24 protein-coding genes and 1 pseudogene are annotated in these 22442 nt (G+C 48.1%); 10 read left to right on the forward strand and 15 right to left on the reverse strand.

From position 1 onward, the window contains the following. Positions 1–55: 55 nt before the first annotated feature. The gene (locus H9Q79_RS12635) at positions 56–1711 is read right to left on the reverse strand and encodes a DUF2806 domain-containing protein (RefSeq protein ID WP_249328436.1); all 1656 of its coding nucleotides are present in this window, start codon (positions 1709–1711) and stop codon (positions 56–58) included. Between H9Q79_RS12635 and H9Q79_RS18670 the strand changes: the two genes are divergently transcribed. The 6 genes from H9Q79_RS18670 (at position 1614) to H9Q79_RS12660 (ending at position 4429) form a co-directional block, all read left to right on the forward strand. After that, the gene (locus H9Q79_RS18670; protein ID WP_408646433.1) at positions 1614–1901 is read left to right on the forward strand and encodes a DUF5688 family protein; all 288 of its coding nucleotides are present in this window, start codon (positions 1614–1616) and stop codon (positions 1899–1901) included. The two genes, H9Q79_RS12635 and H9Q79_RS18670, sit on opposite strands and share 98 nt — an antisense overlap. 40 nt (positions 1902–1941) lie before the next feature. Beyond that, positions 1942–2190 carry a DUF7678 domain-containing protein gene (locus H9Q79_RS12640; RefSeq protein WP_249328437.1) on the forward strand — a complete coding sequence of 83 codons (249 nt, stop codon included), beginning with the start codon at positions 1942–1944 and terminating at the stop codon, positions 2188–2190. A 14-nt stretch (positions 2191–2204) separates the two neighbouring features. Then, positions 2205–3245, forward strand: coding sequence for a hypothetical protein (locus H9Q79_RS12645; protein ID WP_249328438.1), 1041 nt, complete (start codon positions 2205–2207; stop codon positions 3243–3245). Then, positions 3226–3450 (forward strand): DUF4314 domain-containing protein, encoded by a 225-nt coding sequence (locus tag H9Q79_RS12650; protein ID WP_249328439.1) that lies wholly within the window; start codon positions 3226–3228, stop codon positions 3448–3450. The genes H9Q79_RS12645 and H9Q79_RS12650 overlap by 20 nt, the downstream gene beginning before the upstream one ends. An 86-nt stretch (positions 3451–3536) precedes the next feature. After that, the gene (locus tag H9Q79_RS12655; RefSeq protein ID WP_249328440.1) at positions 3537–3821 is read left to right on the forward strand and encodes a hypothetical protein; all 285 of its coding nucleotides are present in this window, start codon (positions 3537–3539) and stop codon (positions 3819–3821) included. A 134-nt stretch (positions 3822–3955) separates the two neighbouring features. After that, the gene (locus H9Q79_RS12660) at positions 3956–4429 is read left to right on the forward strand and encodes a DUF4357 domain-containing protein (protein WP_249328441.1); all 474 of its coding nucleotides are present in this window, start codon (positions 3956–3958) and stop codon (positions 4427–4429) included. A gap of 254 nt (positions 4430–4683) precedes the next feature. Here the strand turns inward: H9Q79_RS12660 and H9Q79_RS12665 are convergent. From H9Q79_RS12665 to H9Q79_RS12695, 7 genes and pseudogenes are all read right to left on the reverse strand, one after another. Continuing rightward, positions 4684–4935: pseudogene (locus tag H9Q79_RS12665) on the reverse strand (response regulator); the annotation flags it as partial. 324 nt (positions 4936–5259) lie between these two features. Further along, positions 5260–6168, reverse strand: a complete 909-nt coding sequence (locus H9Q79_RS12670) for a prolipoprotein diacylglyceryl transferase (RefSeq protein WP_118643487.1) — start codon at positions 6166–6168, stop codon at positions 5260–5262. A gap of 16 nt (positions 6169–6184) precedes the next feature. After that, positions 6185–7060 carry a homocysteine S-methyltransferase family protein gene (locus H9Q79_RS12675; RefSeq protein ID WP_118643485.1) on the reverse strand — a complete coding sequence of 292 codons (876 nt, stop codon included), beginning with the start codon at positions 7058–7060 and terminating at the stop codon, positions 6185–6187. Between the two features lie 19 nt (positions 7061–7079). Then, the gene (locus tag H9Q79_RS12680; protein WP_118643483.1) at positions 7080–8288 is read right to left on the reverse strand and encodes a hypothetical protein; all 1209 of its coding nucleotides are present in this window, start codon (positions 8286–8288) and stop codon (positions 7080–7082) included. Between the two features lie 98 nt (positions 8289–8386). Then, complete coding sequence (gene mfd / locus H9Q79_RS12685) at positions 8387–11764, reverse strand: transcription-repair coupling factor (RefSeq protein ID WP_249328443.1); 3378 nt, start codon at positions 11762–11764, stop codon at positions 8387–8389. Next, positions 11761–12354 carry an aminoacyl-tRNA hydrolase gene (pth, locus tag H9Q79_RS12690; protein WP_118643481.1) on the reverse strand — a complete coding sequence of 198 codons (594 nt, stop codon included), beginning with the start codon at positions 12352–12354 and terminating at the stop codon, positions 11761–11763. The genes mfd and pth overlap by 4 nt, the downstream gene beginning before the upstream one ends. 57 nt (positions 12355–12411) lie before the next feature. Next, complete coding sequence (locus H9Q79_RS12695) at positions 12412–13368, reverse strand: TIGR03943 family putative permease subunit (RefSeq protein ID WP_249328444.1); 957 nt, start codon at positions 13366–13368, stop codon at positions 12412–12414. Positions 13369–13611: 243 nt separating this feature from the next. On the opposite strand from H9Q79_RS12695, the gene hydE reads away from it, so the two are divergent. From hydE to H9Q79_RS12715, 4 genes are all read left to right on the forward strand, one after another. After that, the gene (gene hydE, locus H9Q79_RS12700; protein WP_249328445.1) at positions 13612–14667 is read left to right on the forward strand and encodes a [FeFe] hydrogenase H-cluster radical SAM maturase HydE; all 1056 of its coding nucleotides are present in this window, start codon (positions 13612–13614) and stop codon (positions 14665–14667) included. 182 nt (positions 14668–14849) lie between these two features. Continuing rightward, positions 14850–15509, forward strand: coding sequence for a hypothetical protein (locus tag H9Q79_RS12705; RefSeq protein WP_118648794.1), 660 nt, complete (start codon positions 14850–14852; stop codon positions 15507–15509). Next, on the forward strand, positions 15506–16486 hold the full coding sequence (locus H9Q79_RS12710; protein WP_118648796.1) for an ABC transporter ATP-binding protein: 981 nt from the start codon (positions 15506–15508) through the stop codon (positions 16484–16486). Before H9Q79_RS12705 ends, H9Q79_RS12710 begins: the two co-directional genes overlap by 4 nt. After that, positions 16479–17534 carry an ABC transporter permease gene (locus tag H9Q79_RS12715; RefSeq protein ID WP_249328446.1) on the forward strand — a complete coding sequence of 352 codons (1056 nt, stop codon included), beginning with the start codon at positions 16479–16481 and terminating at the stop codon, positions 17532–17534. Before H9Q79_RS12710 ends, H9Q79_RS12715 begins: the two co-directional genes overlap by 8 nt. 229 nt (positions 17535–17763) lie before the next feature. On the opposite strand, the gene H9Q79_RS12720 is transcribed toward H9Q79_RS12715, so the two are convergent. From H9Q79_RS12720 to H9Q79_RS12750, 7 genes are all read right to left on the reverse strand, one after another. After that, positions 17764–18336 carry an HD domain-containing protein gene (locus H9Q79_RS12720; RefSeq protein ID WP_118648800.1) on the reverse strand — a complete coding sequence of 191 codons (573 nt, stop codon included), beginning with the start codon at positions 18334–18336 and terminating at the stop codon, positions 17764–17766. Positions 18337–18357: 21 nt separating this feature from the next. Next, on the reverse strand, positions 18358–19506 hold the full coding sequence (locus H9Q79_RS12725; RefSeq protein WP_249328447.1) for a CobW family GTP-binding protein: 1149 nt from the start codon (positions 19504–19506) through the stop codon (positions 18358–18360). A 210-nt stretch (positions 19507–19716) separates the two neighbouring features. Beyond that, a complete protein-coding gene (locus H9Q79_RS12730; protein WP_118648097.1) occupies positions 19717–19950 on the reverse strand; it encodes a polya polymerase in 234 nt (77 codons plus the stop codon). A gap of 98 nt (positions 19951–20048) precedes the next feature. After that, complete coding sequence (gene ybaK / locus H9Q79_RS12735) at positions 20049–20522, reverse strand: Cys-tRNA(Pro) deacylase (RefSeq protein WP_118648055.1); 474 nt, start codon at positions 20520–20522, stop codon at positions 20049–20051. Between the two features lie 26 nt (positions 20523–20548). Then, the gene (locus H9Q79_RS12740) at positions 20549–21472 is read right to left on the reverse strand and encodes a M15 family metallopeptidase (RefSeq protein ID WP_249328448.1); all 924 of its coding nucleotides are present in this window, start codon (positions 21470–21472) and stop codon (positions 20549–20551) included. 18 nt (positions 21473–21490) lie between these two features. Beyond that, complete coding sequence (locus H9Q79_RS12745) at positions 21491–22219, reverse strand: NADase-type glycan-binding domain-containing protein (RefSeq protein ID WP_249328449.1); 729 nt, start codon at positions 22217–22219, stop codon at positions 21491–21493. A gap of 41 nt (positions 22220–22260) precedes the next feature. Continuing rightward, positions 22261–22428 (reverse strand): hypothetical protein, encoded by a 168-nt coding sequence (locus tag H9Q79_RS12750; protein ID WP_249328450.1) that lies wholly within the window; start codon positions 22426–22428, stop codon positions 22261–22263. Between the last annotated feature and the right edge of the window lie 14 nt (positions 22429–22442).

Consider the following 22442-nt stretch of genomic DNA (forward strand, 5'->3'; position numbering starts at 1 on the left):
AAATCCTCAACACCCGCAACGGTGCTGAGGATTTTTCTTGTCCGCAAATATAGTTTTACTTGTCCAATAAGTTCACGTCAAAATCCAGCTCTAAATCATTTGCGTTTCTTGAAATAACCCGATATACACAAACGTCGACTTTTTCCTGTAAATCTTCTCTCAATAGCTTGCCCAGATCAATTAAATAATCATCATTAGATTCTTCCTGCACGATAGGCAGAAGCTGTTTGCCAACCTCGGATAAGGGATAGCTTCGGTAGCGAAAAGTGTTGAACTGTTCATTGCTCGATTCAAATAGAATCATCAAATCAGAATCATTAAAGAATCCGTCAGCCCCATCGTTACAGACCTCGATTTCATTATCTACCCGAAGAGCACTAATCACACCGATTTCTTCCAAGGTGAGAATATCGCTCATACTCAAACCGTATCTCTGATTAACTGAGGCGTCTGAGAGACCAGTGTCGCAAAACAGAAAGAAGGTTCCGTCGGACTCCTGCAAAACAAGTGCTGCCGCATTTTTGAAAGCCAATGCTTCATGGGCGGTCATGTTACGCAGAACTTCGACCGCTCGAAGGGAAAAACTTCTAGGTTGCTTAATCTCCCCGGCAAGCACACGTGCCCATAGCTGCTGCATGTCATCGGAACGAATATTTCCGGCAGCATCAAAGAAGCGTAAAAACCAATCAAAATCAAATTCGGAAGGATCTGCAATGATTCCTTTTTCAAGTTCACTATCCGCTTTTTGAGCAATCTTCAGAATATTATTCCATTTATAGAAGTCGTAAGCTGTCAGCTTACCTTCACTCGTCAACGACTTGATGGCGGAAGAAAAATCACCGGATTGAATCTGCTCTATCGTTGCCGAAGAAGAATTCTTGTCAGCAAATAGTATCGTCATTACACCCTGCACGACCATAGGAACGGCAGTATCAACTATTGTCGGGAGAACATTGCTAGCTTCCTCCTTTTGCATAAGGCTTTCTCTCTGTAACTGGAACAAATCGGGCACATGATTATTCTTATGCAAATTATGCAATTCGTTCTTAAGTTCCTTTGTAATATATTCTTTTGAAGCTTTCGTAAAGAACAGCGACTCTCGCAAGGCAACTACATAATACCAGTACGGATCTTTGCATTTTCGTACGCTATCCTCTAAAGAAGCAATGGTTTCTTCACTTATCAGAATCTTTTCTCGCAAAAAGTCATGAAAAGCAGATATGGTGGTTTTTATATTCTGTATATTCAATTTCTGAACACGAGCAAGAAGTTCTTTGCCGGATAGCTCAAATATTTCTTTGCGGCGTTCCGATGAAATACATTCTAGTCCGCTAATATATTTATTTGCGGTTATGCGATCTACTTTTAGCCAATCGGATGTTTCTTTCTCAGTCAGTCCGCTAATCAATATATTAAGAACGTCCGGCTGTGAAAAAATTGTTCGGTTGGCAATCAAGCCATGATAGAATACCGGAAAACAAAAAGGAATCTTATCCATAAGCATCCCCCATTCTTTATGGTAAGCCTGTTCGCAATCACTGCGGACAGGCCTCTTTTTTTGCAACAATATCGCAACATGCTCCCAATATCGGGGGCAGTTTTTTATCTCTATAATGAAATCAACAAGAAAAGCAAGAGCAAAATGTTTCCTATATCTTGAGGATCTTGCGGCGCAGATAGAGGATGACCTCTGTATTGCACCGTCAAGCATTCACGAGGTTCTCATCTTTCCGCTTTCTCTTGTACAGCCCGCACGAATCATTGAAGCTGTACTGGATGTAAATCAGACTGTCGTATTACCGCAAGAGAAGCTCAGCGATAGTGCATATATTTATCGCCGAGGCACTCATGTTATCTCGCAGGCCACACTTAAGAATCCCACTGATTTCACTTGCAAGTAAAGCAACAAAGAGTGATGAATTGTGTGAAGGAAGAAAAATCATGTGGAAAGAAGGAACTATTGGTATCCCAGGAGAAAAAGAGGTTAAAAAAGAATACATAGCGGTTCATTATTCCATAAAGGTATATGATGAGCCGAGCAAATTCGGTATCAATCATGGCAAAATCTCAAAATTGCAGTTAAAGCAAAACGGTGAGATCGTTGCTAATTACGACCGTGGCTGGGATATTCGCCCAACCACAAAAGAAGCCGAAATTGCTCTTTGTATCCTGCTAAACCAGCACAATTAAAGGAGGTCTCTATTATGACGACTATCAAATACGCCGCATCTGGCGAACAGAGAAAACAACTCGTAAACGCATTGTCTGAGATTCTCGAATGTGAGTCCAAATATCTCAGAGCTCCGAGCTATGGATATGAGGTCGGTTCATGCATTGTGAATCGTGCCGGGGATATTGATTTTCCGGATGATATGACGGAAGAAGAAATAGAAGCTATCGTCAAGAAACTAACCTGGCATGGCTTCGAAAGAATTCTTGACGATCATGCAGAAGAGTCTGCCCTCGAAACAAAAGATCCTACTGAGGAAAATGTATCCGATGCCGTGGACACGACCGTCGAAGAATCTGAAGATGTTTTAGACGAAACCGTTGCCGATGAAAATAAAATCGGCGCAACTGAGGATTATGATACTTCTAAAGAAACATCAGCAGAGTCCATCGAAAAACCAGAAGCTCCTGTTTTGCCGGAAGGTAGTTTTGAATCAGCGGAAGCTACGGAAAAGGTTGCGGACGAGCAATCAGAGGAAGGTTCGATTCCGGAAGCGACCGAGCCAAAGAAAATCGTGATTGAGTTGCCAGGCTCTTACCTTGATGAGGCTGAACTTGGCAGAGTCAGAGCAATTGTTGCCAGTAAAGCAACGGTTCTCAAGAAAGCGCTCGAAACAGACGCTCTGTCCATTGAGCGTAAAGAGGATAAAATCTGCTTCCCGTGGTTTACTGATCATGGGATTAATGGAGAGGCGAAAGCCTACATGCAGCTTGTATCCGGAATCGCGAAGAGAGCTAAAATGCTCACCCGGGTTACAGCTACGGAAAGCCCGTCAGACAATGACAAATTTACGATGCGACTCTTTCTCGTATCTCTGAACTTCAAAGGGCCAGAATATGCCTTTGCCCGTAAATTTCTGCTTCGCAACCTGTCTGGAAACAGCGGTTGGCGAACCGAGGAGGCGAAAGCAAGACATGATGCCCGTAAAATCAGAACAGAAATTGAAGCACCGGAAGTAACCATTGGGCAAGCAGTCATTGAAGGAGGCGAAGCAGATGCAGGGATTTCCGAATAAGCAGGCGATTGAAAGACTACGAATAATGTATCCAACAGGAACGCGCATAGAACTTATTTCTATGAACGATCCATACGCCAAGCTTACGCCTGGAGAGCAAGGAACTGTACAGTTCGTTGACGATATCGGAACGATCTTTGTCAATTGGGACTGCGGCTCCGGCCTAGGTGTCGCTTATGGCGAGGATATTATCCGCAAAATTTAGGGCTATACCCACTTACACGCCAGCCCCATTGTGGGCTGGCAATTCTATAGTTAAAACTATCGCACATTAACAGGAAGGAGGCGCTCATGCGCTCAGAGGTAAAGCAAAGAATTGCTTCGCTCAGAAAAGAAAACTACTCCTATGCTTTTATAGGAAAAACGCTACATCTTTCGCCTAATACGGTGAAATCAATTTGTCGCAGAAATGGCTATGAAGCATTTGGAAAACGAAAAACAAAGGCTGAAAAAGCATTGCCAAATCAATGTAAGCATTGCGGTCGACCGCTAGATAATACGGCTGGGCAAAAGAAAAACTTCTGCTCGGATAAGTGCCGTATTGAATGGTGGAAAGAAGCCAGACGAAAAAAGTAACCGGATGTTAGATTTCGGACTCGACATTTTCGCCAAAGAGAGTGATGAATGTCTGTAGGAGGTGGAAGTTATGCAGATTAAAGAGATTAGCGCTACAAAATTACCGAATATTGGAATAAGGCGGGTTGCCGCTTATGCGAGGGTTTCGTTATCTGAAGCTAATTGCCGAGATGGATGAAAATGCTGAGATTAATGCCCCGGAAGACGAGCCGAGCTCTAGTGGAGGCGATTCTGCTCACTCAAAAAGCTATACTCATCTGGGGAATTATACTGTAGAGAACGATGAAATATTTTATCTTTCAAATGGAGTCTCGGAGGGTAAAATGAGAGTTCAAAATGGATGCGAGTATGTTGTTCTTGAGGGGTCTATATTAGATCCTAAAATCACATCAAACGAAAGTAGTATCCGAAAGTCAAGAAAAGAGCACGCTGATTCGTTGAGCGAAGATGGAATGGTCGTTATTCGAGACATTACGTTCAATACGCCATCCGGAGCCGCAAACTTTATTCGTGGTGGGGCGTGTAACGGAAAAACGTATTGGAGAACAGAATCAGACCGACCTTTGAGCGAATTTATTTCATATCGTAAAAACGACTCGTATAACTGATATATTAGAGCGTTTTTGAAGCCGTGTGGCTTATGCTTATTTGCACCAATTTCTGATTTTGCTCGAACAGGACAAATTTGAAGAATTGGTGCAAAAATAGAAAAACACCTATCTGTGACGAAAAATATGCGGCTCTATGAGGCAGGAAAATCTATCATTAGAGTAAAAACTGGTGCACAAATAAAGAAAAACCCCCGAAAAATCGGAGGCTTTTCTCACGTCGCACTCGCTTAAGTGTGACGTCATAATATGGCTACAATGACAGGAATCGACGCAAGCGAAGGGTCTTTCTTAGCAATGGACAGAAATGTGTACCCATCCATTACCGGCATCGTGATATCGAGTAAAATCAATGAAACCTCGTCCCTGTGTTTTTCCAGGACTTGAAGAGCCTCCTGTCCGTTCTCCGCTTCCAGGACTTTGTACTCCGAAGATAACAGCTCACTCAATATCATGCGGTTAATCGCGTTATCCTCTACAATCAGAATTTCCTTTTTTGTGAGCATCCTAATATCTCCCTCTGACTTCCAGACCCCGGTTTGAGGCCCTTCTATATGATATAATATAAAAACGGCCCCTATATCTATACCTCTTCATGCAATTCTTACAAACCGGTTACCATCTATAAGGTATAGGGGGGGCCACTCTGTTCATATTAAGATCAATTATAGTGTAGCATACAATAATTAAATATGCAATTAAGAACCTCTTCTTCAAACAGAAATCACCAATTCCGAAAGCATGCACAGACTAACAGGTCTGTTTTCCTCCGTAGCTTTAAGTTAGAGAAAAACGGAGTGCTGAAAATTATCGCTTCAGCACTCCGTTGATTATTCCTCGGACTCTGCGTCCGTTTTTTTCTTATCCTTTTCGCCCTCCGCGGCCACATCGGCCTGCGCCTCTTCTGCCGGGCTGTCAATCTCGTCTATGGCTTCAGCTTCCTCCTGAGGAGTTCCGGCATCCGTTTGCCTGCCGTCATCCGCAGGTTTGCTTTTTCTTCTTAAAACAAGCAGCACGATTCCGGCGATCAGGGTGAAAATTCCAATGAACTGAGAAGTTGAGAGGGTCCCCACTGATCCTCTGATTAAATCGCCTCTCCAAAACTCCAGAATAAACCGGCCTGCACTGTACAGGATCAGATACCAGGCTGTCACCTCGCCGTCCCGTTTTTTCAGCTTCTTATCGTAAAAAATCAGGAAGAAAAACAAGAGGAAGTCCAGTGCGCTGGAAATCAGTTGTGTCGGAACCAATGGAACCCCATTCGGCGCGAAATTTGAGTTCGTAAATGTGATGGATAAGGCGCAGGACGTCTCCGTACCAAAACAGCAGCCTGCCAGGAAGCAGCCGATTCTTCCGAAGCCCTGGGCCAGCGCCACACTGGCAAGCCCCAAGTCAAAGTATTTCCACACCTCCAGCTTACTGCGTCTGCAGTAAATGTAGCCTCCGAGAATTCCGCCAAGAATTCCGCCGAATACGACCCATCCATCCCCAAGGGAATGCAGGAAGATACTGGGATCAGCAATCAGATCCGGAAGAATCGTGATCATGTATAAGAGTTTGGAGCCTATATAACCCAATATCACACACCAGCATACCAGTCCAAAAATCTTCTCAGGCTTCAGACCCTTCTTTTTTGCCCTATATTCTGCAGTGAAATATGCCGACAGAATTCCAATTGCCGTCATCAGTCCATATCCGTGGATTGTCAATGGCCCGATTGAAAATAAATCATTGTACATTTATGCACCCTGCTTTCTATCTTCCGATACGTTCTCTCATCATTCTGATATATTCGGGAGTTGTTCCGCAGCATCCTCCAATCAGGCCTGCACCCAGTTCAACCAGAACTGCCATATGTTCCGCAAAGGCCTCCGGCCCCATCTGGTACACAGCTTCTCCATTTGCATTCGTCAAAGGCAGTCCGGCATTCGGTTTAACTGCCAGCGGCACTTTGGCACGGTTTTTCATCTCAGTTACAATTGTCTTCAACTGATCGGGTCCTATTGAACAGTTTACGCCTACGGCGCTTGCACCCAGATCCTGCAGCGTCTCTACCGCTTCTGCCGCCGTGCCTCCAAAGAGGGCCCGTCCATCCTCCTGTACGGTCAGCGTACAGATCATGGGAAGGTTACAGGTATCCAGCGCCGCTTTCAGGGCGACGGCTGTCTCCTGAACGCTCAGCATGGTTTCAGCTACGAGAAGATCCACACCGGCATCCGATAGTACGCGGATCTGCTCGCAGTATACCTCGTACAGCTCTTCTTCCGTCAGATCTCCCAGGGGATCCAACAGCTCTCCGGATGTCGTAAGATCTCCTGCTACCAGCGCCCTGCCACCCGCAGCTTTCCTGGTTATCTCCACCAAACCTTTATTTAATGCTTCCACATCCTTTTCTTTTCCATGTTTCCTGAGGCTGATCCTGTTAGCAGAGAAGGTGGGCGCATACAAGATCTGGCTCCCGGCCTCCAGATACTGCTGCTGAAGCTCTGTCACCAGCCCGGCATGCTCCAGAAGCCAGGCTTCCACACAGATATTCCTGGGCATGCCTTTTTTGACCATATTAGTGCCCAGGGCCCCATCCAGAAACAGTATATTCCCCTCAGCTAAATCTGCAAACTCTTTTTTATTCATTCATTTTCTCCGGTTCTGCTCAGGAGGCACTTGACGAACTTCCCGCGCTGCTTGAACTGCCGGCTGACGTACTGCCGCTTGTTGAGTTGCTGCCTGATGAACTGCTGCCTGTTGAACTGCTGCTTGCTGAACTGCTGCCTGTTAAACTGCCGGAAGACGTACTGCTGCTCCCGGAGGAAGTGTCTTCAGCTTTGACTGTATAAGAATCTTTATCAGTCACCGTCAGATCCTTCCATGGGGTTTTCTCATCCACAGTAATCGCATCTTTCCATTCCTGCACTTTATTATTGTAATTTTCGTTCTCACGGTCGGAAATTATGGATTTCTTCTTAGTCTCAGTAGCGTCCTCATCAAACATTTTATCCAGCCTGACAATATAATAGGTATTTTCCCCTTCTATCACTCCGTCATATACTTCGCCGTCGGACAAATTCTTCACAACCTCTTTTACCGCATCATCGATTGCGGTATCATCGCTGCCATAGTTATAACCAGTGGACACAAATTTTTCATCCACAGCCTTAGCGATCGTGGATATATCGGCTGTCGCCGGATCTTCAGATTCCTGAACCTGTTTCAGCACCTCTTCACATTTTTCTTTCCTGCTGGCCTTTTCTTCATCTGAAACGTCTGATACATTCCCACTGTCATCGCTCTGGGTCAGGGCGATGCGCGCATAGGTTATCCTGGTCTGGGCCGCTTCTTCGTCAGAAACCTCCCTGTCTGTATCCTCAACCATTGGCGCCTTCATCTTAATTTTGTAAGTATACAGCTCCAGCGCATCTGCCACGTCTTCTTTCGTGGCGCCGATCCGTTTCAGCGCGTCTCCGTTACCGTCCACTACAGACTGGGCTGTGCTGTCAATTTTCGCTTTCTCATCGTCAGATATCGTTACGTTATATTCTGACGCATGCTGGCGTAAAAGCACCATCTCCGCAATGCTTTCCTTTGTGCTGTCCTTAAACTGGGAACCGTAGGTCACGCCGCTGCTGGTGGGCGAATCCCACATGCTTCCGGCTGAAGCCAGGCCATAGCTGGTCATCATATACATTGTCTCCGCCTGCTCATAACGAAGTATAAAGTTCGCCGTTCCCGTATTGACCTCTTCACCGTTAATAACCAAAGCTGTCGCTGTTCCATCTACGCTGCCACCGCATCCTGCCAGTCCGGCAGCAGCCAGTGTCAGGGATAAAATGCCGCATACGGCAAATGCTTTTGCTTTTTTCATAGCTTCCTCCAATATAGTGTTTTATAACTGTTTTTTAGTATATCCTCTTTTTCCCTTGCAGGCAATGTTTTTTCCTCAATTCAAACATTTTTCACATTTCATTGATCCAGCCCGAAGCTCTCATCTGTCATGACATATCTGCTCAAATCTTCCATGAAGCCTCTCACCTGATCCAACACCGTTTCCCGCTTTTTTTTCGGTGGGCCGGGTTGGTATAAAAAGTACGGATTCGCTTCTATTTTAAATTTCAGTTTGCGGCCGTACTGCTCCAGCAGGCTGGGAATTCCCTGTACATCCAGTCTTGCCTTTTCATAAAACGTGATTTTAATCTCCATGCCCGTCTGCTTAATTTCAGTGACATAGGCCCGGTGCGCCAGCGCCTTCAGTTCTGCCACAGCCAGAAGGTTCTGCACGGATCTGGGCGGCTCGCCAAAGCGGTCCAGCAGCTCTTCCAGCATATCTTCCGCCTCTTCCCGGTTCTCAATGCTGGCAATTCTTTTATATACATCCAGCTTTTGCCCTTCATTAGGTATATACCCCGGCGGTATAAACGCATCCATTACCAGGTCAATCGAAGTTTCAAAATCCTCCTGCTGATGGATTCCCTTCGCCTCTTTGACTGCTTCGCTGAGCATCTTACAATACAGGTCGTAACCCACCGCTTCCATATGGCCATGCTGCTCTGCGCCCAGAAGGTTCCCGGCTCCCCGGATTTCCAGGTCCCGCATGGCGATCTTGACGCCGCTGCCCAGCTCCGTAAATTCCCGGATCGCATGAAGCCGCTTCTCCGCCACTTCCTTCAGCATCCGGTTCCTGCGGTACATGAGGAACGCATATGCCGTCCGGTTGGCGCGGCCTACCCGGCCGCGAAGCTGATAGAGCTGTGACAGCCCCATCTGGTCCGCATCATGGATGATGATGGTATTCACATTGGAAATGTCCATTCCTGTTTCTATGATTGTAGTGGAAACCAGCACATCGATGTCCCCGTTTATGAAGCTGTACATGATCTGCTCCAGCTCGCGCTCTTTCATCTGTCCATGTGCAAAGGCCACATTTGCTTCCGGTACCAGCGCCGCGATCCGGTTCGTAAGTTCAACAATATTATTGACACGGTTATAGACATAATATACCTGCCCGCCCCTTGCCAGTTCCCGGCTGATGGCCTCCCGCACCATTTCTTCGTCATACTCCATCACATAGGTCTGGATCGGTACACGGTCCAGGGGAGGTTCCTCCAGGACGCTCATATCCCGGATTCCGATCAGGCTCATGTGAAGCGTCCGGGGGATTGGCGTCGCCGTCAGGGTCAGGACATCGACGCTTTCCTTCATCTGTTTAATCTTCTCTTTGTGAGTTACGCCGAATCTCTGCTCTTCGTCGATCACCAGCAGCCCCAGATCTTTGAATTGGACATCCTTGGACAACACCCGGTGAGTGCCTATGAGAATATCCACCATCCCCTTTTTCAAATCCTCCAGGGTCTTTTTCTGCTGGGCAGGCGTCCGGAAACGGCAGAGCAGATCCACTCGTACCGGAAAATCCTTCATCCGCTGCATGAAGGTATTATAATGCTGCTGTGCCAGGATCGTAGTTGGAACCAGGAGCACCACCTGCTTATTCTCCTGCACTGCCTTAAACGCCGCCCGGATGGCGATCTCCGTCTTGCCATAGCCCACGTCTCCGCAGATCAGCCGGTCCATGATCTTCGTACTCTCCATGTCCTGCTTCGTCGCCTCAATGGCCGCCAGCTGGTCCTCTGTCTCTTCAAAGGGGAACATTTCCTCGAATTCCCTCTGCCACACCGTATCATGTCCATACTGGTATCCGTTGTTTTCCTGGCGCGCGGCATAGAGGGCAACCAGCTCTTTGGCTATATTCGCCACGGCGCCGCGGACGCGGGTCTTCGTCTTATTCCACTCCTGGCCTCCAAGCCTGTTCAGCTTGGGCTTCTTAGCGTCGGCCCCCGCATATTTCTGCAATGCATCCAGCTGGGTAGCCTGAATGTACAGGCTGCTTCCACCGGAATACTCAATCTTAATATAGTCCTTAACCACATGGTCCATCTCTACCTTTTCGATTCCCCGGTAGACGCCCAGCCCATGATTCTCATGCACCACATAGTCTCCCACAGACAGCTCCGCAAAGCTTTGGATCTTCTGGCCGCTGTATCTGGGTTTTTTCTTCTTTTTCTTCTGCTCTTTTCCGAATATATCTGTCTCCGTAATCAGAACAAATTTCTGCATGGGGTATTCGAACCCTCTTCTGGCATTGCCATAGACCACCAGAATCTCACCCGGGTTCAAAATCCTGTCCGCATCCTCACTGTAGAACGCATTGAGTCCCTCATCCTGCAGATCCCTGGCCAGCCGCCCTCCTCTCGTACGGGATGCCGACAGTAAAACTACCCGGTAACCGGCCCGCTTCCACTGACTCAGGTCTTTCACAAGCATGGGAAACTGATTATTATAGGGGCTGACAGATTTCACCGTCACAGAATACTGTCCCTGGATCTCCCAGCTTCCTTTGCGAAGCTCCATCAGGCAGAGTGCCGTACAGTTCCGGCGGTTCAGCTCATAGGCCAGCTGTTCCGGTGTCAGAAGCCGGTTTCCCTCCTCCGCTTGAATCTGCCCCTTTTCCATCCGGTGGATCATGCACTCCCGGTATTCGTCAAACAGTGCTTTAGCACTCTCCAGAATCCTCCCCGGCTCATCCAGAAATATCCTCGTGTCCTCTGGAAAATAGTCAGGAAAAGTATCCGTCAGCCGCTGGAAAAATCCCTTCTCATCCCTGCCGATTTCTTCTGTCGCGGGATAGATGGTTATTTCGCTCAGATTTTCAATCGAACGCTGGCTCTCCGCGTCAAAGCTCCGGATCGAATCAATCTCGTCCCCCCACAGCTCGATTCTCCAGGGGTTCTCCTCTGTCAGCGCAAAGATATCCAAAATCCCGCCCCGGATCGAGAACTGCCCGGAAGCTTCCACCTGGGCGCACCGCTCATAGCCCATGGCCGTCAGTTCTTTGCTGAATGATTCCAGATCCAGTTCGCTGTCATTTTTCAGCGTTCTGATATGCTTTTTGAGCACGCGAAGAGGCAGAAGATAGTCCATACACCCCCCTGCGCTGGTGATGACGGTCACATTCTTCCGCTCCATTAGTGCCTGTATAACCTGCATTCTCTGTCTGGTCAACAGATTCCCTGATAAATCCGCCTGGTAAAAAATCAAATCCCTAGCCGGATACAGCAGAACTTCCCGGTCATAGAGACGGTAATCTTCATACAGCTCTTTGGCCTTCAGCTCATTCTCTGCGATCAGAAGTACGGCAGGGCTTTCCTCCGCCAGTCCCGCAGCTATATGTGCTTTTTGGGATTCCAGGCACCCGGTAACCACTACCAGCCCCCGGTTCTTCTTTAGCTGCCTTTTCAGGTCGTCAAACCCTGCGACTGCCTCTAACGGCTGCATTAATGCCTTCATGTCTGATTTCCTTTACTGCTTTCCGCCTTTTTATTATAGCGGTTCATAGCACCGTCCGTATCTCCCTGCAGGATCATCTCCAGGGCAGAGACGGCGTCCTTCACCGCTTCATTCACCTTTCCTCTGTCCTCCCGGCTGAAGGGCGCCAAAACGTAATCGGCCAAATCCCACTCCTTCGGCTTCTCGCCGATGCCGATCCGGATACGGGTAAATCTGTCGGTACCCAAATGGCTGATAATATTCTTCATCCCGTTATGGCCTCCGGCACTCCCCTTCTTACGGATCCGGATCAGTCCCGGTTCCAGGCTGATATCATCATAAATCACCACTAGCTCCTGCTCCGGGGCAATCTTATAATAATCCACAAGCGCCCTGACTGCTTCGCCGCTCAGATTCATATATGTCATGGGTTTCGCCAGAAGTACCCTCTGTCCCGCGATCACCCCTTTTCCATACATTGCTTTCAGACTGATTCCAGAAGAGGGAATCCGGTGCTCATCCACCAGATAATCAATGGTGTCAAAGCCTACATTGTGTTTAGTACCGTCAAATTTTCTGCCGGGATTTCCCAAGCCTACAATAATATACATACAAGATCTCCTAAATATACTCCAGAAAATACCCTGTTTCATGCCCAAAGGCCATAATCAATTGAAATACACCAGCTCAGACTCCGGCGGCTGCGTGCTTTTTATAGACTTTGCCTGGAAAACAGGCCCTGTCTCATGATAAACCGGAACATATTTGTAATCCACAGTGGCTGTCACTTCCACCCAGCTGCCCATTGCCAGCTTTGAGGCATTTTTACTTTTACAGATATATCCTATAAAGGTAGTGTCATCCGCGCAGCAGGTCATCGCCATGCGTCCCGGAACAAAGAAGTCCGCCCCCACATCCCGGCTTTTCAGCACCATTCCTTTAAATTTCACTGTTTTCCCCTTATACCGTTCCGGATGATCCCCTGCATCTACATAAAAAATGCCGTAATCCACATCCTCAATTTCAATCACATCTGCATTCAAATCATAGGGCACCGAGTCCTCAAATATATCCGTCAGCTCACCTTCCGAATCCTCAAATAGGATCTCGCAGCCAGGATTGACCACTTTGATGCTGCGCCGGAAGTTAGCCAGCGGCAGGTCACTGGTGCAGCGGTTGAACATTACCATATCCGCATTCTTCACCATTTCTACAAACAACGATTTCATATTGTTCATATACACCTGAAAACTCCCGGCATCTACAGTCACAATATGCTGCACGATCCCCCAGCCTCCCGGCAGCTCCATCTCTTCCAGCTTCTTCACGCTCCACAGAGGATTATATTCCAGAATCACCCGGTCCGGACGGTACTTTCTCCCGAATGCCTTCAGCTTCTCCAGCGTAAAATCTTCCGGCTCCTCCACAGCAGCCAGTACCGTATGATGCTTAAGGAGCATTCTCTCATCATATCCAATCTCTCCCTCTTCGCAGGTAACGAGAAGCGTAGGTTCCTCAATTTGAAAATATTCCTGCTGCACAGTGAAGTTTATAAATGTAGTCTTCCCACTTTCAAGAAAACCTGTGATTAAATATATTGGTACATCTATTTCATTCTCATTCATAATTCCATGTTCCAGGCCTGTAAAAGCCTTTCCTTTCCTTAAGAATTCACACAGGGCCGCTGGCCCCTATCACAACCACAAGTATACCTTTTTCTACCAGACGCTGCAAGCCTTTCTTCGCAATAGCCGTCGGGGTATTTTTTCGGTGAAGGGGTATCCACCCCCTCGCCACAAAACCTCTCCACAAAACATAATTGCTCGTTTAGAGATTTTATGATATGCTTTCTTAAAGGCAGGTTTACTATGAACGAAAAAATTATGAATCTAATTGATAAATTGGAAACTATGCATTCTCTGGACACAGAAGAATACGCATATCTGGTCGCCGGACGGGACGATGATGCCGCGGAAGTCCTTGCTCACAAGGCTGTCAGCATCCGTAAAAAAATATATGGAAACGCTGTATTTGTAAGAGGCCTGATTGAAATCAGCAATGTTTGCAAAAACAATTGCCTCTACTGCGGAATCCGTCGCAGCAACAGTTCCTGCAGCCGTTACCGACTGACGCAGGAACAGATTCTCGGATGCTGTCAGGAGGGATATGATCTCGGCTTTCGCACGTTCGTACTGCAGGGCGGAGAGGACCCCGCTCTCACCGACGAAATAATCTGCGGTATAGTCCGGCAAATTAAGATGAACTTCCCGGATTGTGCCGTAACCCTGTCGCTCGGCGAAAAATTACGAGAAAGCTATCAGTCTTTGTTTGATGCCGGCGCCGACCGCTACCTTCTGCGCCATGAGACAGCTAACCCGCAGCACTATGAAAAACTGCATCCTTCTGACATGTCATATTTTAACAGAATGAGCTGCTTAGGGAATTTAAAAGAAATTGGCTATCAGGTGGGCTGCGGCTTTATGGTGGGCTCACCCTGGCAGACGCCAGACTGCATCGCCGAAGATCTGAAATTTATCGAACAATTCCAGCCCGCCATGTGCGGAATAGGTCCTTTTATCCCACACGGCGCCACACCCTTTAAAAACCAGGCGGCAGGCACACTGGAGATGACTACCTATCTGCTGTCCATCATCCGCCTCATTTCCCCCGGCATACTGCTGCCGGCCACAACCGCTCTGGGGACAATCCACCCTACAGGACGCGAGCAAGGTATACTTGCAGGCGCCAATGTCGTCATGCCTAATCTTTCCCCTGTCAACGTGCGCTCAAAATATGAATTGTACGATCATAAAATATGCACCGGCGAAGAATCAGCGGAATGCAGAAACTGTTTAAACAACCGCATGCAAGCCATCGGATATGAGATCATTACCGACAGAGGCGATCCCAGACCCTACGGCTGATTTTCTTAAGATAATATAAAATCCGACAACAACAGACAGAATATCTCTGCACATTTCTGGTATTTTTTCTTAAGCTTTCTTAAGCATTTCTTGCCCTTATTGACTTCCCAATTCCTCCATGCTAATCTCAGCTACAGACACGGACGATTCCGTCCGGACACGAACAGAAAGGAAGGAAGTTTATGAAAAAGTTTCGCCGATGGAACCGCGGCCTCATGCTCGCCGTTATCCTGATTATCGGAGTCATCATTTTCCAGGCTGCAGATCAGGCTCGTTTTCAGCGCAGCATCCCTTTGATCAGCGGCAACATTCAGGATTACCTGAACAACACCAGCGCCGTCCTGACCAATGAGACAGGTAAAGACACTTCATCATCTGCATTTTTGCAGAATCTCGACCAGTTCTGGAGCAGCGATTCCAGAACCAAAGGTTACTATTACTACACTAAATCTGATTTTTACAATTATCTGACCCAGTCTGAAGACTCTAATCTCACGCTGCCAATGGCATTTGATGTTGAGATTACAAGCTGTAAGATTCAGAAAAACGGTCCCGGCGCCTGTACCGCGAAGGTGACTTACGAACAGACCGCATATCTTGATCAATATGGATCCTTTGTATCTCCATTCTATGTGGGCTATGCCTATGACCCCAACTCAGAGGGCGGCGATGTAACGCCGGATTCTGTAAAGAATGGTGAAGAAGCAATCCGTTACACTTCAACAGAACAGGTACTGCTCCAGCTCTATGAAGAAGACGGAAGCTGGAAAATCGCAACCGCCGCCCCATCGGGGAGCTACGGAACGCCAGAACTTGTGAAAATGACGGAGGTGCCAGCATGAGTAAAACGCCAATCCTTGCCATACGGCATCTGAATAAGAAAATCGGCAAACGGGAAATTTTAAAAGATATCAGCTTTGAATGCTATCCCGGAGAAGTATTTGGCTTTCTAGGCCCGAACGGCGCCGGAAAAACCACTACCATCAAAGTTGTCTGCGGCCTCCTGTCCATAGATTCCGGAGACATCGAGATCTGTGGAACCAGCATACGAAAACATTATGAGCAGGCGATGAAGCACCTGGGAGCCATTGTAGAAAATCCAGAACACTACCGCCATATGAGCGGTTGGCAAAATCTGAAGCTATACCAGAATATGCGCCCAGGCGTCAGTGATGAACGGCTTCATGAGGTTGTCAGCCTGGTAGGACTTGAAAACCGGATACAGGAACCGGTCAAGAAATATTCTCTGGGCATGCGCCAGCGGCTGGGCGTTGCACAGGCCCTTCTCCACAATCCCAAGCTTCTGATTCTGGATGAACCGACCAACGGCCTGGATCCGGCCGGAATCCGCCAGCTCAGGGATATCCTGAAACAAATAGCCCACGGTCAAGAAGCGGCAGTAGTGGTTTCCTCACATCTGATGTCAGAGATGGAGCTGATGTGCGACCGCGTCGGACTGATCGTAAACGGGGAAATCCGGGATGTGAAACCCATTGGCAGCCTGATCGAGGAAGCTTATGACGGAAGCACGGCCTTCCTATACCGCGTTAGCCAGGCAGAACAGGCAGTTTCCCTGCTCCGCGGTAAATACCCGCAGATCGCTGCCAGCGTTTTGACGGAACAGGAATTTTCCATACGCCTGAAGCCAGAGGCCACAGAAGAATACGGCACGTTTCCTTTCCAAAAAGAGCTGTCTTCCTATAACAGCTTTCTGATTCAGTCTGGCATTTCCCTGTACACCGTTACAGAAAGCCAGGATCACACACTGGAAGATGCGTTTATCCGGCTGACCGATGAAGGAGGTAGTCAAATTGTTTAAGTTAATAGGAAATGAATACAGCAAGCTGTTCAGCCGCAAGACCACGCAGCTTTTACTGCTTTTGCTGCTGCTGGCAACTATAGGCCTGGCCTTTTTCTTCCATTTACCCCTGTTTAACAGCTCCGACTCCTATGAAACGGTAGCCTCGAGCTCTTCCGGGACCGAAGCCGCCGCAGAAGAGAACACTATGTCGCTGGAAGAAACTCTGCACGCCCGGACTGAAGAAGCAAAATTAAACTATTCACAGCTGAAAGCCCAGTCCGATAACGGCACCCCCGTGGACCCATCCGAACTGGAAGACGCGCATAACGCCTACCTGATCGCCCAATACATCGAGGATCATCAGCTGGAAAGCTCTCTGACCTTCGATTCCTATGGGTATCCGGTCACAGATTCCTATCTGATACGCACGCTGTGCCAGGCGCCCATGCTGGTTACCCTTCTGGCACTGGTGATGATCGTAGTCGCCGGAGGAATTATTGCCAACGAATTCAGCCAGGGCACCATTAAATTCCTGCTGATTAACCCGGTACGGAGAGGAAAAATCCTGTGGAGTAAATATCTCTGCTGTCTCAGCCTTCTGGCCGGATTATTCTTCCTGCTCTTCGGCCTTGAAACCCTCTTTCTGGGCTTCAGTTACGGTTTCTCCGCCTACGGAGGCCAATATGTCCAGGTAATAAACGGGGTGGCAACCGGAACGCCAATCCTGCTGTACGGCTTCCAGCAATTCCTGCTGGCCAGTGTAAATCCGCTGCTCATGATGACCATGGCATTTGCCATCAGCTCTCTGTTCCGCAGCTCAGCCCTCTCCATCGCACTGGGCCTGGGCGGACTGATGGGCGGAAGCATCATCACCCAAATCCTCTCCCAGTTGGGAGTGGACGGAGGCAGGTACCTGCCATTTTCCAACACAAATCTGGCGGATATCGCAGCCGGAACACCATACTTCCCGAATCAGTCACTCACATTCGCAGTAGTCACACTGATTGTCTATATGGTAGTGTTCCTGCTAATCGCATACGACGGCTTCACCCGAAGAGAAGTATAGTATTCGTTTAGTGGTAAAGAAGGGAGTGGGAACTCCTCATCCTGATGACACTTTCGGCGAACCCGGGTGAGACGTTTTAGATCGTCAGAAAGGCTGGGGAAGGCGGAGCAGAACTTCAGGCCGATGCCTTCCATGGCGCCGTCCCTGTTCCGCCCCGCCTCCCGCCAGCCTTTCGTCCGGGTATCCAAAAATCCCCCCTTCACCGACCAATTGGAAGCAATCCTATAATTTAAAGATTTCCCTTTAGACCAATTGCCTCTGCGTTTTCTTTCATACCTTCTATGGTTTCTTTCATAACTTCTTCCAGCGGCATACCCAGCATCTCACAGCCATTTAACACAGTCTGCCTGTCGACGCCTGCTGCAAAATGTTTATCTTTAAATTTTTTCTTCAAAGATTTCACTTCCAGATCCAGCACACTTTTGGATGGGCGCATAATGCAGAGCGCATTAATCAATCCTGTTAATTCATCGATGGTAAACAAGACTTTTTCCATCTCGCTTTCGGGTTTCACATCGCTGCAAATACCGTAGCCGTGGCTGCATACGCCATGGATATAGAACTCATCTATATCACGGGCTTTCATAATTTCTTCCGCCTTTTTACAGTGTTCTTCCGGGAACATTTCATAGTCAAGGTCATGCAAGAGGCCAACCACACCCCAAAGTTCTTCATCTTCCCCTTTTAGCTTTGCGAAATGTCTCATCGCCGCTTCTACAGCCAGCGCATGCTTCTGCAGCGCCGCCGTTTTATTATATTCTGTAAGCAAATTCCATGCTTCTTCCCTCTTCAGTGTTTTCATGAATGATACCTCCCCTAACAGTTAAAGCATAAACAGCTGTTCCAGCTTGTCTTCCTTAAGTTGCGCGCCAATTACACAGATTCTACCGGTATATTCCGGCTGCCCTTCACGGACGTCGGCCTCACCCGGCACCATATCAAAATAAATCCATTTCCCGTCTGTTCCTTCTACCATTCCTTTGGCGCGAAGGATTGTGCCATACGAATCATCGTCAGAAAGGGCATGGAGAATTCCCTCCATTTCATCTTTCCCATATTTATGCACCGTCTCTTTTCCCCAGCTGGTAAACACCTCATCCGCATGATGGTGATGATGGCCATGGTCATGACCGCAGCAATTCTCATGGTCATGATGATGGTCATGGCCGCACCCATCTCCATGGTCATGATAATGCTCATGGCCACACTCTTCCTCATGGCCGTGATGATGGTCATGGCCGCACTCTTCTCCATGGTCATGATGATGCTCATGGCCACACTCTTCTTCATGGCCGTGGTGATGGTCATGGCAACATCCGCCGCCGTGGTGATGATGTTCCTCCTCTTCTTCCACATGTGAGAGGTCTATTTTCACACCTTCCATGGTTTCCAGCACTTTTCGCCCTCCCAGCTCTTCTACCGGCGTTGTGATGACTGTTGCGTCCGGGTTTAGTGCACGGATCATCTCCAAAACTTCTTTTACTTTTTCATCGGTCGCTTTCGGCGTATCAGTCCTGCTCAATATAACGGTACTGGCCGCTTCCACCTGATTTCTGAAAAACTCGCCGAAATTCTTCATATATATCTTGCATTTCATAACATCCACAACAGTGGCGGCACAGTTCAATACCACATCCGCGTCTGCCTGTACGCCCTCTACCGCATGGATAACATCTGACAGCTTGCCCACTCCCGACGGCTCTATGATAATCCGTTCCGGATGGTACTGCTCAACTACTTCTTTCAGGGCTGTCCCAAAGTCTCCCACCAGAGAACAGCAGATACATCCTGAATTCATTTCCCGGATCTCAATGCCGGCATCTTTCAGAAATCCTCCGTCAATGCCTATTTCACCGAATTCATTTTCAATCAGCACCACCTGCTGCCCCTTCAGCGCATCTGTTAAAAGCTTCTTAATCAGGGTTGTCTTTCCGGCGCCCAGAAAGCCGGAAATAATGTCTATTTTGGTCATATATATGCCTCCTTCAATTTAAGGAGACGAAGGTATAAACCTCCGCCTCCGTCTAGTTCTTCACAGCCTCACGGCTAATCGGATTATAACACTCTTTTTTTTGCCTGTAAAGATAAAAACAGGCACGGAAGGCCATTCCCTTCCGCGCCTGACTGTCTTTGGCTCTGATGGACGCACAAATACATCCGCCTGGATCTTCCCGTGCGGGAATCAGCCGTTAATCATGAAGTTTAACAGCTTATCAACATCTTCTTTCTCAGATGCGATAATCTCCAGCTCCGGAATCTCGCCATTGGAGAAAATATTAGCCAGAGAAACGTACTGGCAGAGTTTGGACTTCAGATTCAGCCTGTCACCTTCTCCGGTTATCAGCTCTACACGTCCTTTGCAGCTGTCCACTACTTCAAAAAATTTGTCAATGTCTTTAATATTCTCAATTTTCATGGTAATTTTACCTCCCATATGGGCTTATTTTCAGTTCTGCTTTGATTATAGCCCATTTACCGACCCTTGAAAAGCATTTTCTGACAGAAAAAACATTTTCATGTGAGATTACCATACGTTCCCTCACAAGCTGTCAGCAGGTCTGTAGGAGACAGACAAAGGGTAGTACCAATCCTGCCTCCGCTTATGTAAATTTCACTATACTGCATGGCCGATTCATGGATAAATGTGGGAAATTGTTTTTTCATTCCGATCGGGCTGCAGCCGCCTCTGACGTAGCCGGTGATTCCTGTAATCTCTTTTACATGGATCATTTCCAGCGACTTTTCACCGGCCAGCTTCGCGGCATTTTTTAGATTTACTTCTTCCGCAATTGGTATTACCACTACATAATACTGTCCGCTCTTCCCCCTGGTGACAAGGGTTTTAAAAGACTGCTCCACCGGAGCTCCGGTCTTTTGCGCAGTATGAAGCCCATCGATAAATTCATCACATTCGTACTGGATGACCCTGTAAGGGATCTTCATCCGGTCCAGTATACGCATGGCATTAGTTTTTGTTTCCTTCGACATATCTACACCTCGCCAGGTCAGTCCGCTCAATAAACCACTTTTTCAAAATGCTGATAATCAATGGGATTTGCCCAGTCTCCACCCCAGGTATATCCTCTCTCAGCGAACAACTGGTAGCAGAGATCCTCATGGGTAATCATGTGCATCGCCGCCGCGTCCGGATTCGTGCGGTCGATGTAAAGCTCCGCGTCCACATTCTCCCAGTGCTTGATTCCGTCTCCGTCGATCGTAACATACGGATTATTCCTGGGATTGATATCAATCGCACAGCCCGTGGCGTGATTAGAAAGGGTGCTGCCCCCTGTCACAAGGCGGAAATTAAAGCAGGAGGTATTATTTTCATTGCACGAAAGATCATCGTCCGCGTCATAATTATCAATCAGATACATTTTTTCAATCTCATACCGGTTTTCGAAAAGTGACTGAAATATGGACGTCATATCTTCCGCCAGAAGATAGTTAACCATCAATTCTCCCACATGAATCTGCTGGTCGAATCCATAATGGAGTACCTTTATATACCGGAGGTCCTCCCTCGGAACCGTGCAATAGGTCTTAAAGGACCGGTCATCCCCGTAAATTCTCCCGAACAAGGCGTCGGATATTTCATAACTCGCAAAATACTGTTCCAAATGTTCCCGGTCAATTTCTTCCTCAGCCACAATCGTCCCGGCTTCAACATTTTCCAGGTCTCCTATATAGGACGGAGCTTCTGTCGGGGCAGGAGACGGCGTCTCAACGGCAGCCGGTACGGGCGTAGAAGCCGGCGCCTCTTCTTTTTCTCTCAGCTTCTCCAGCTCTTCTTCCTTCTGTGCCAGCTCCGCCCTCAGATCTCTGTTCTCTCCGGATACGGAATGATACCTGCCGGCCAGAAACAGAATAACGGTGCCTAAAAGAACCGCACAGACCAGAATCAGCACTAATGCCCTGCGGTTTATATGCTCCTTCATAATTCCTGTCTCCCCCGCTTACTTACCATATATTCCTATTTCCGATATACAGGTGTCATCCCATTCTGTACCTTCATACACGCTGTCAATCCTCACATAAATTTCAGATGCCTTACATTCAGATGACAGCTCCACGCAGAACTCTTTCTTTTCGTTCGGAAAGGTAATCGAAAAGCTCAGATCATCCAGCCAGACGGTCATAGTTTTTGGGCGGTTATTCATCTCATATCTTTCCTGATCCCGCCAGTTCCCCAGCTTAAAGGTCAGATACTTCACCTCCTGCTCTCCATCCAGCTTAAAGTTCAGGAATTCGTCAATGCCGTCGCCGTCCGCACCCTCCTGCCAGGATGTTGAATCGTCACCGTCCAGCACCATATTTGCTGAATTGTCATAGCCCTCCTGCACCACCGTCGAAGATGCTGTGGCCTGTCTGACGGGCGCCCGGTAATATCCTGTCATGCTGACAGAAGACCGGTCCACCAGAGAAGCCGTAATTTCCTCCGGTTCTTCCGTTGGAGTGGGAGTGGGCGTAGCCGTAGCAGTGGCCTCCTTCGTCGGTGTCACAGTCGGTTCTTTGGAAGGCGCCGGTGTCTCCGTCGGGGTTTTCTCATCACCCCTGTCCTTCTTATCATCACTCTCATGGCTGCTGCTGGCAGTCTCATCCCTGTCCAGGAAGTGTGAGACGCCAAAATAAGCGCCGATCCCTGCAACCACAACCGCCCAAGCCAAGATAATCCCAATCATCATAATTTTCTTTTCTTCTCTGGAACGCCCGGGCTTGCCCTGTTTCACGCCTGATGGCGTACCTTGTCCGGACCGCTCCCGGTCAGGCCGCTCCTGATGGTACGGATCGCGTCCCGGCTGCTCCCAGCCTGGCTGCTCCTGACGGTACGGACCCCGTCCCGGCTGATCCCGGCCTGGCTGGCTTTGATTTGGCCGGCCCTGCCCGGTACCACATCTTATCTGATCT

It is taken from the genome of Wansuia hejianensis, assembly GCF_014337215.1.
Taxonomy (GTDB): Bacteria; Bacillota; Clostridia; order Lachnospirales; family Lachnospiraceae; genus Scatomonas; species Scatomonas hejianensis.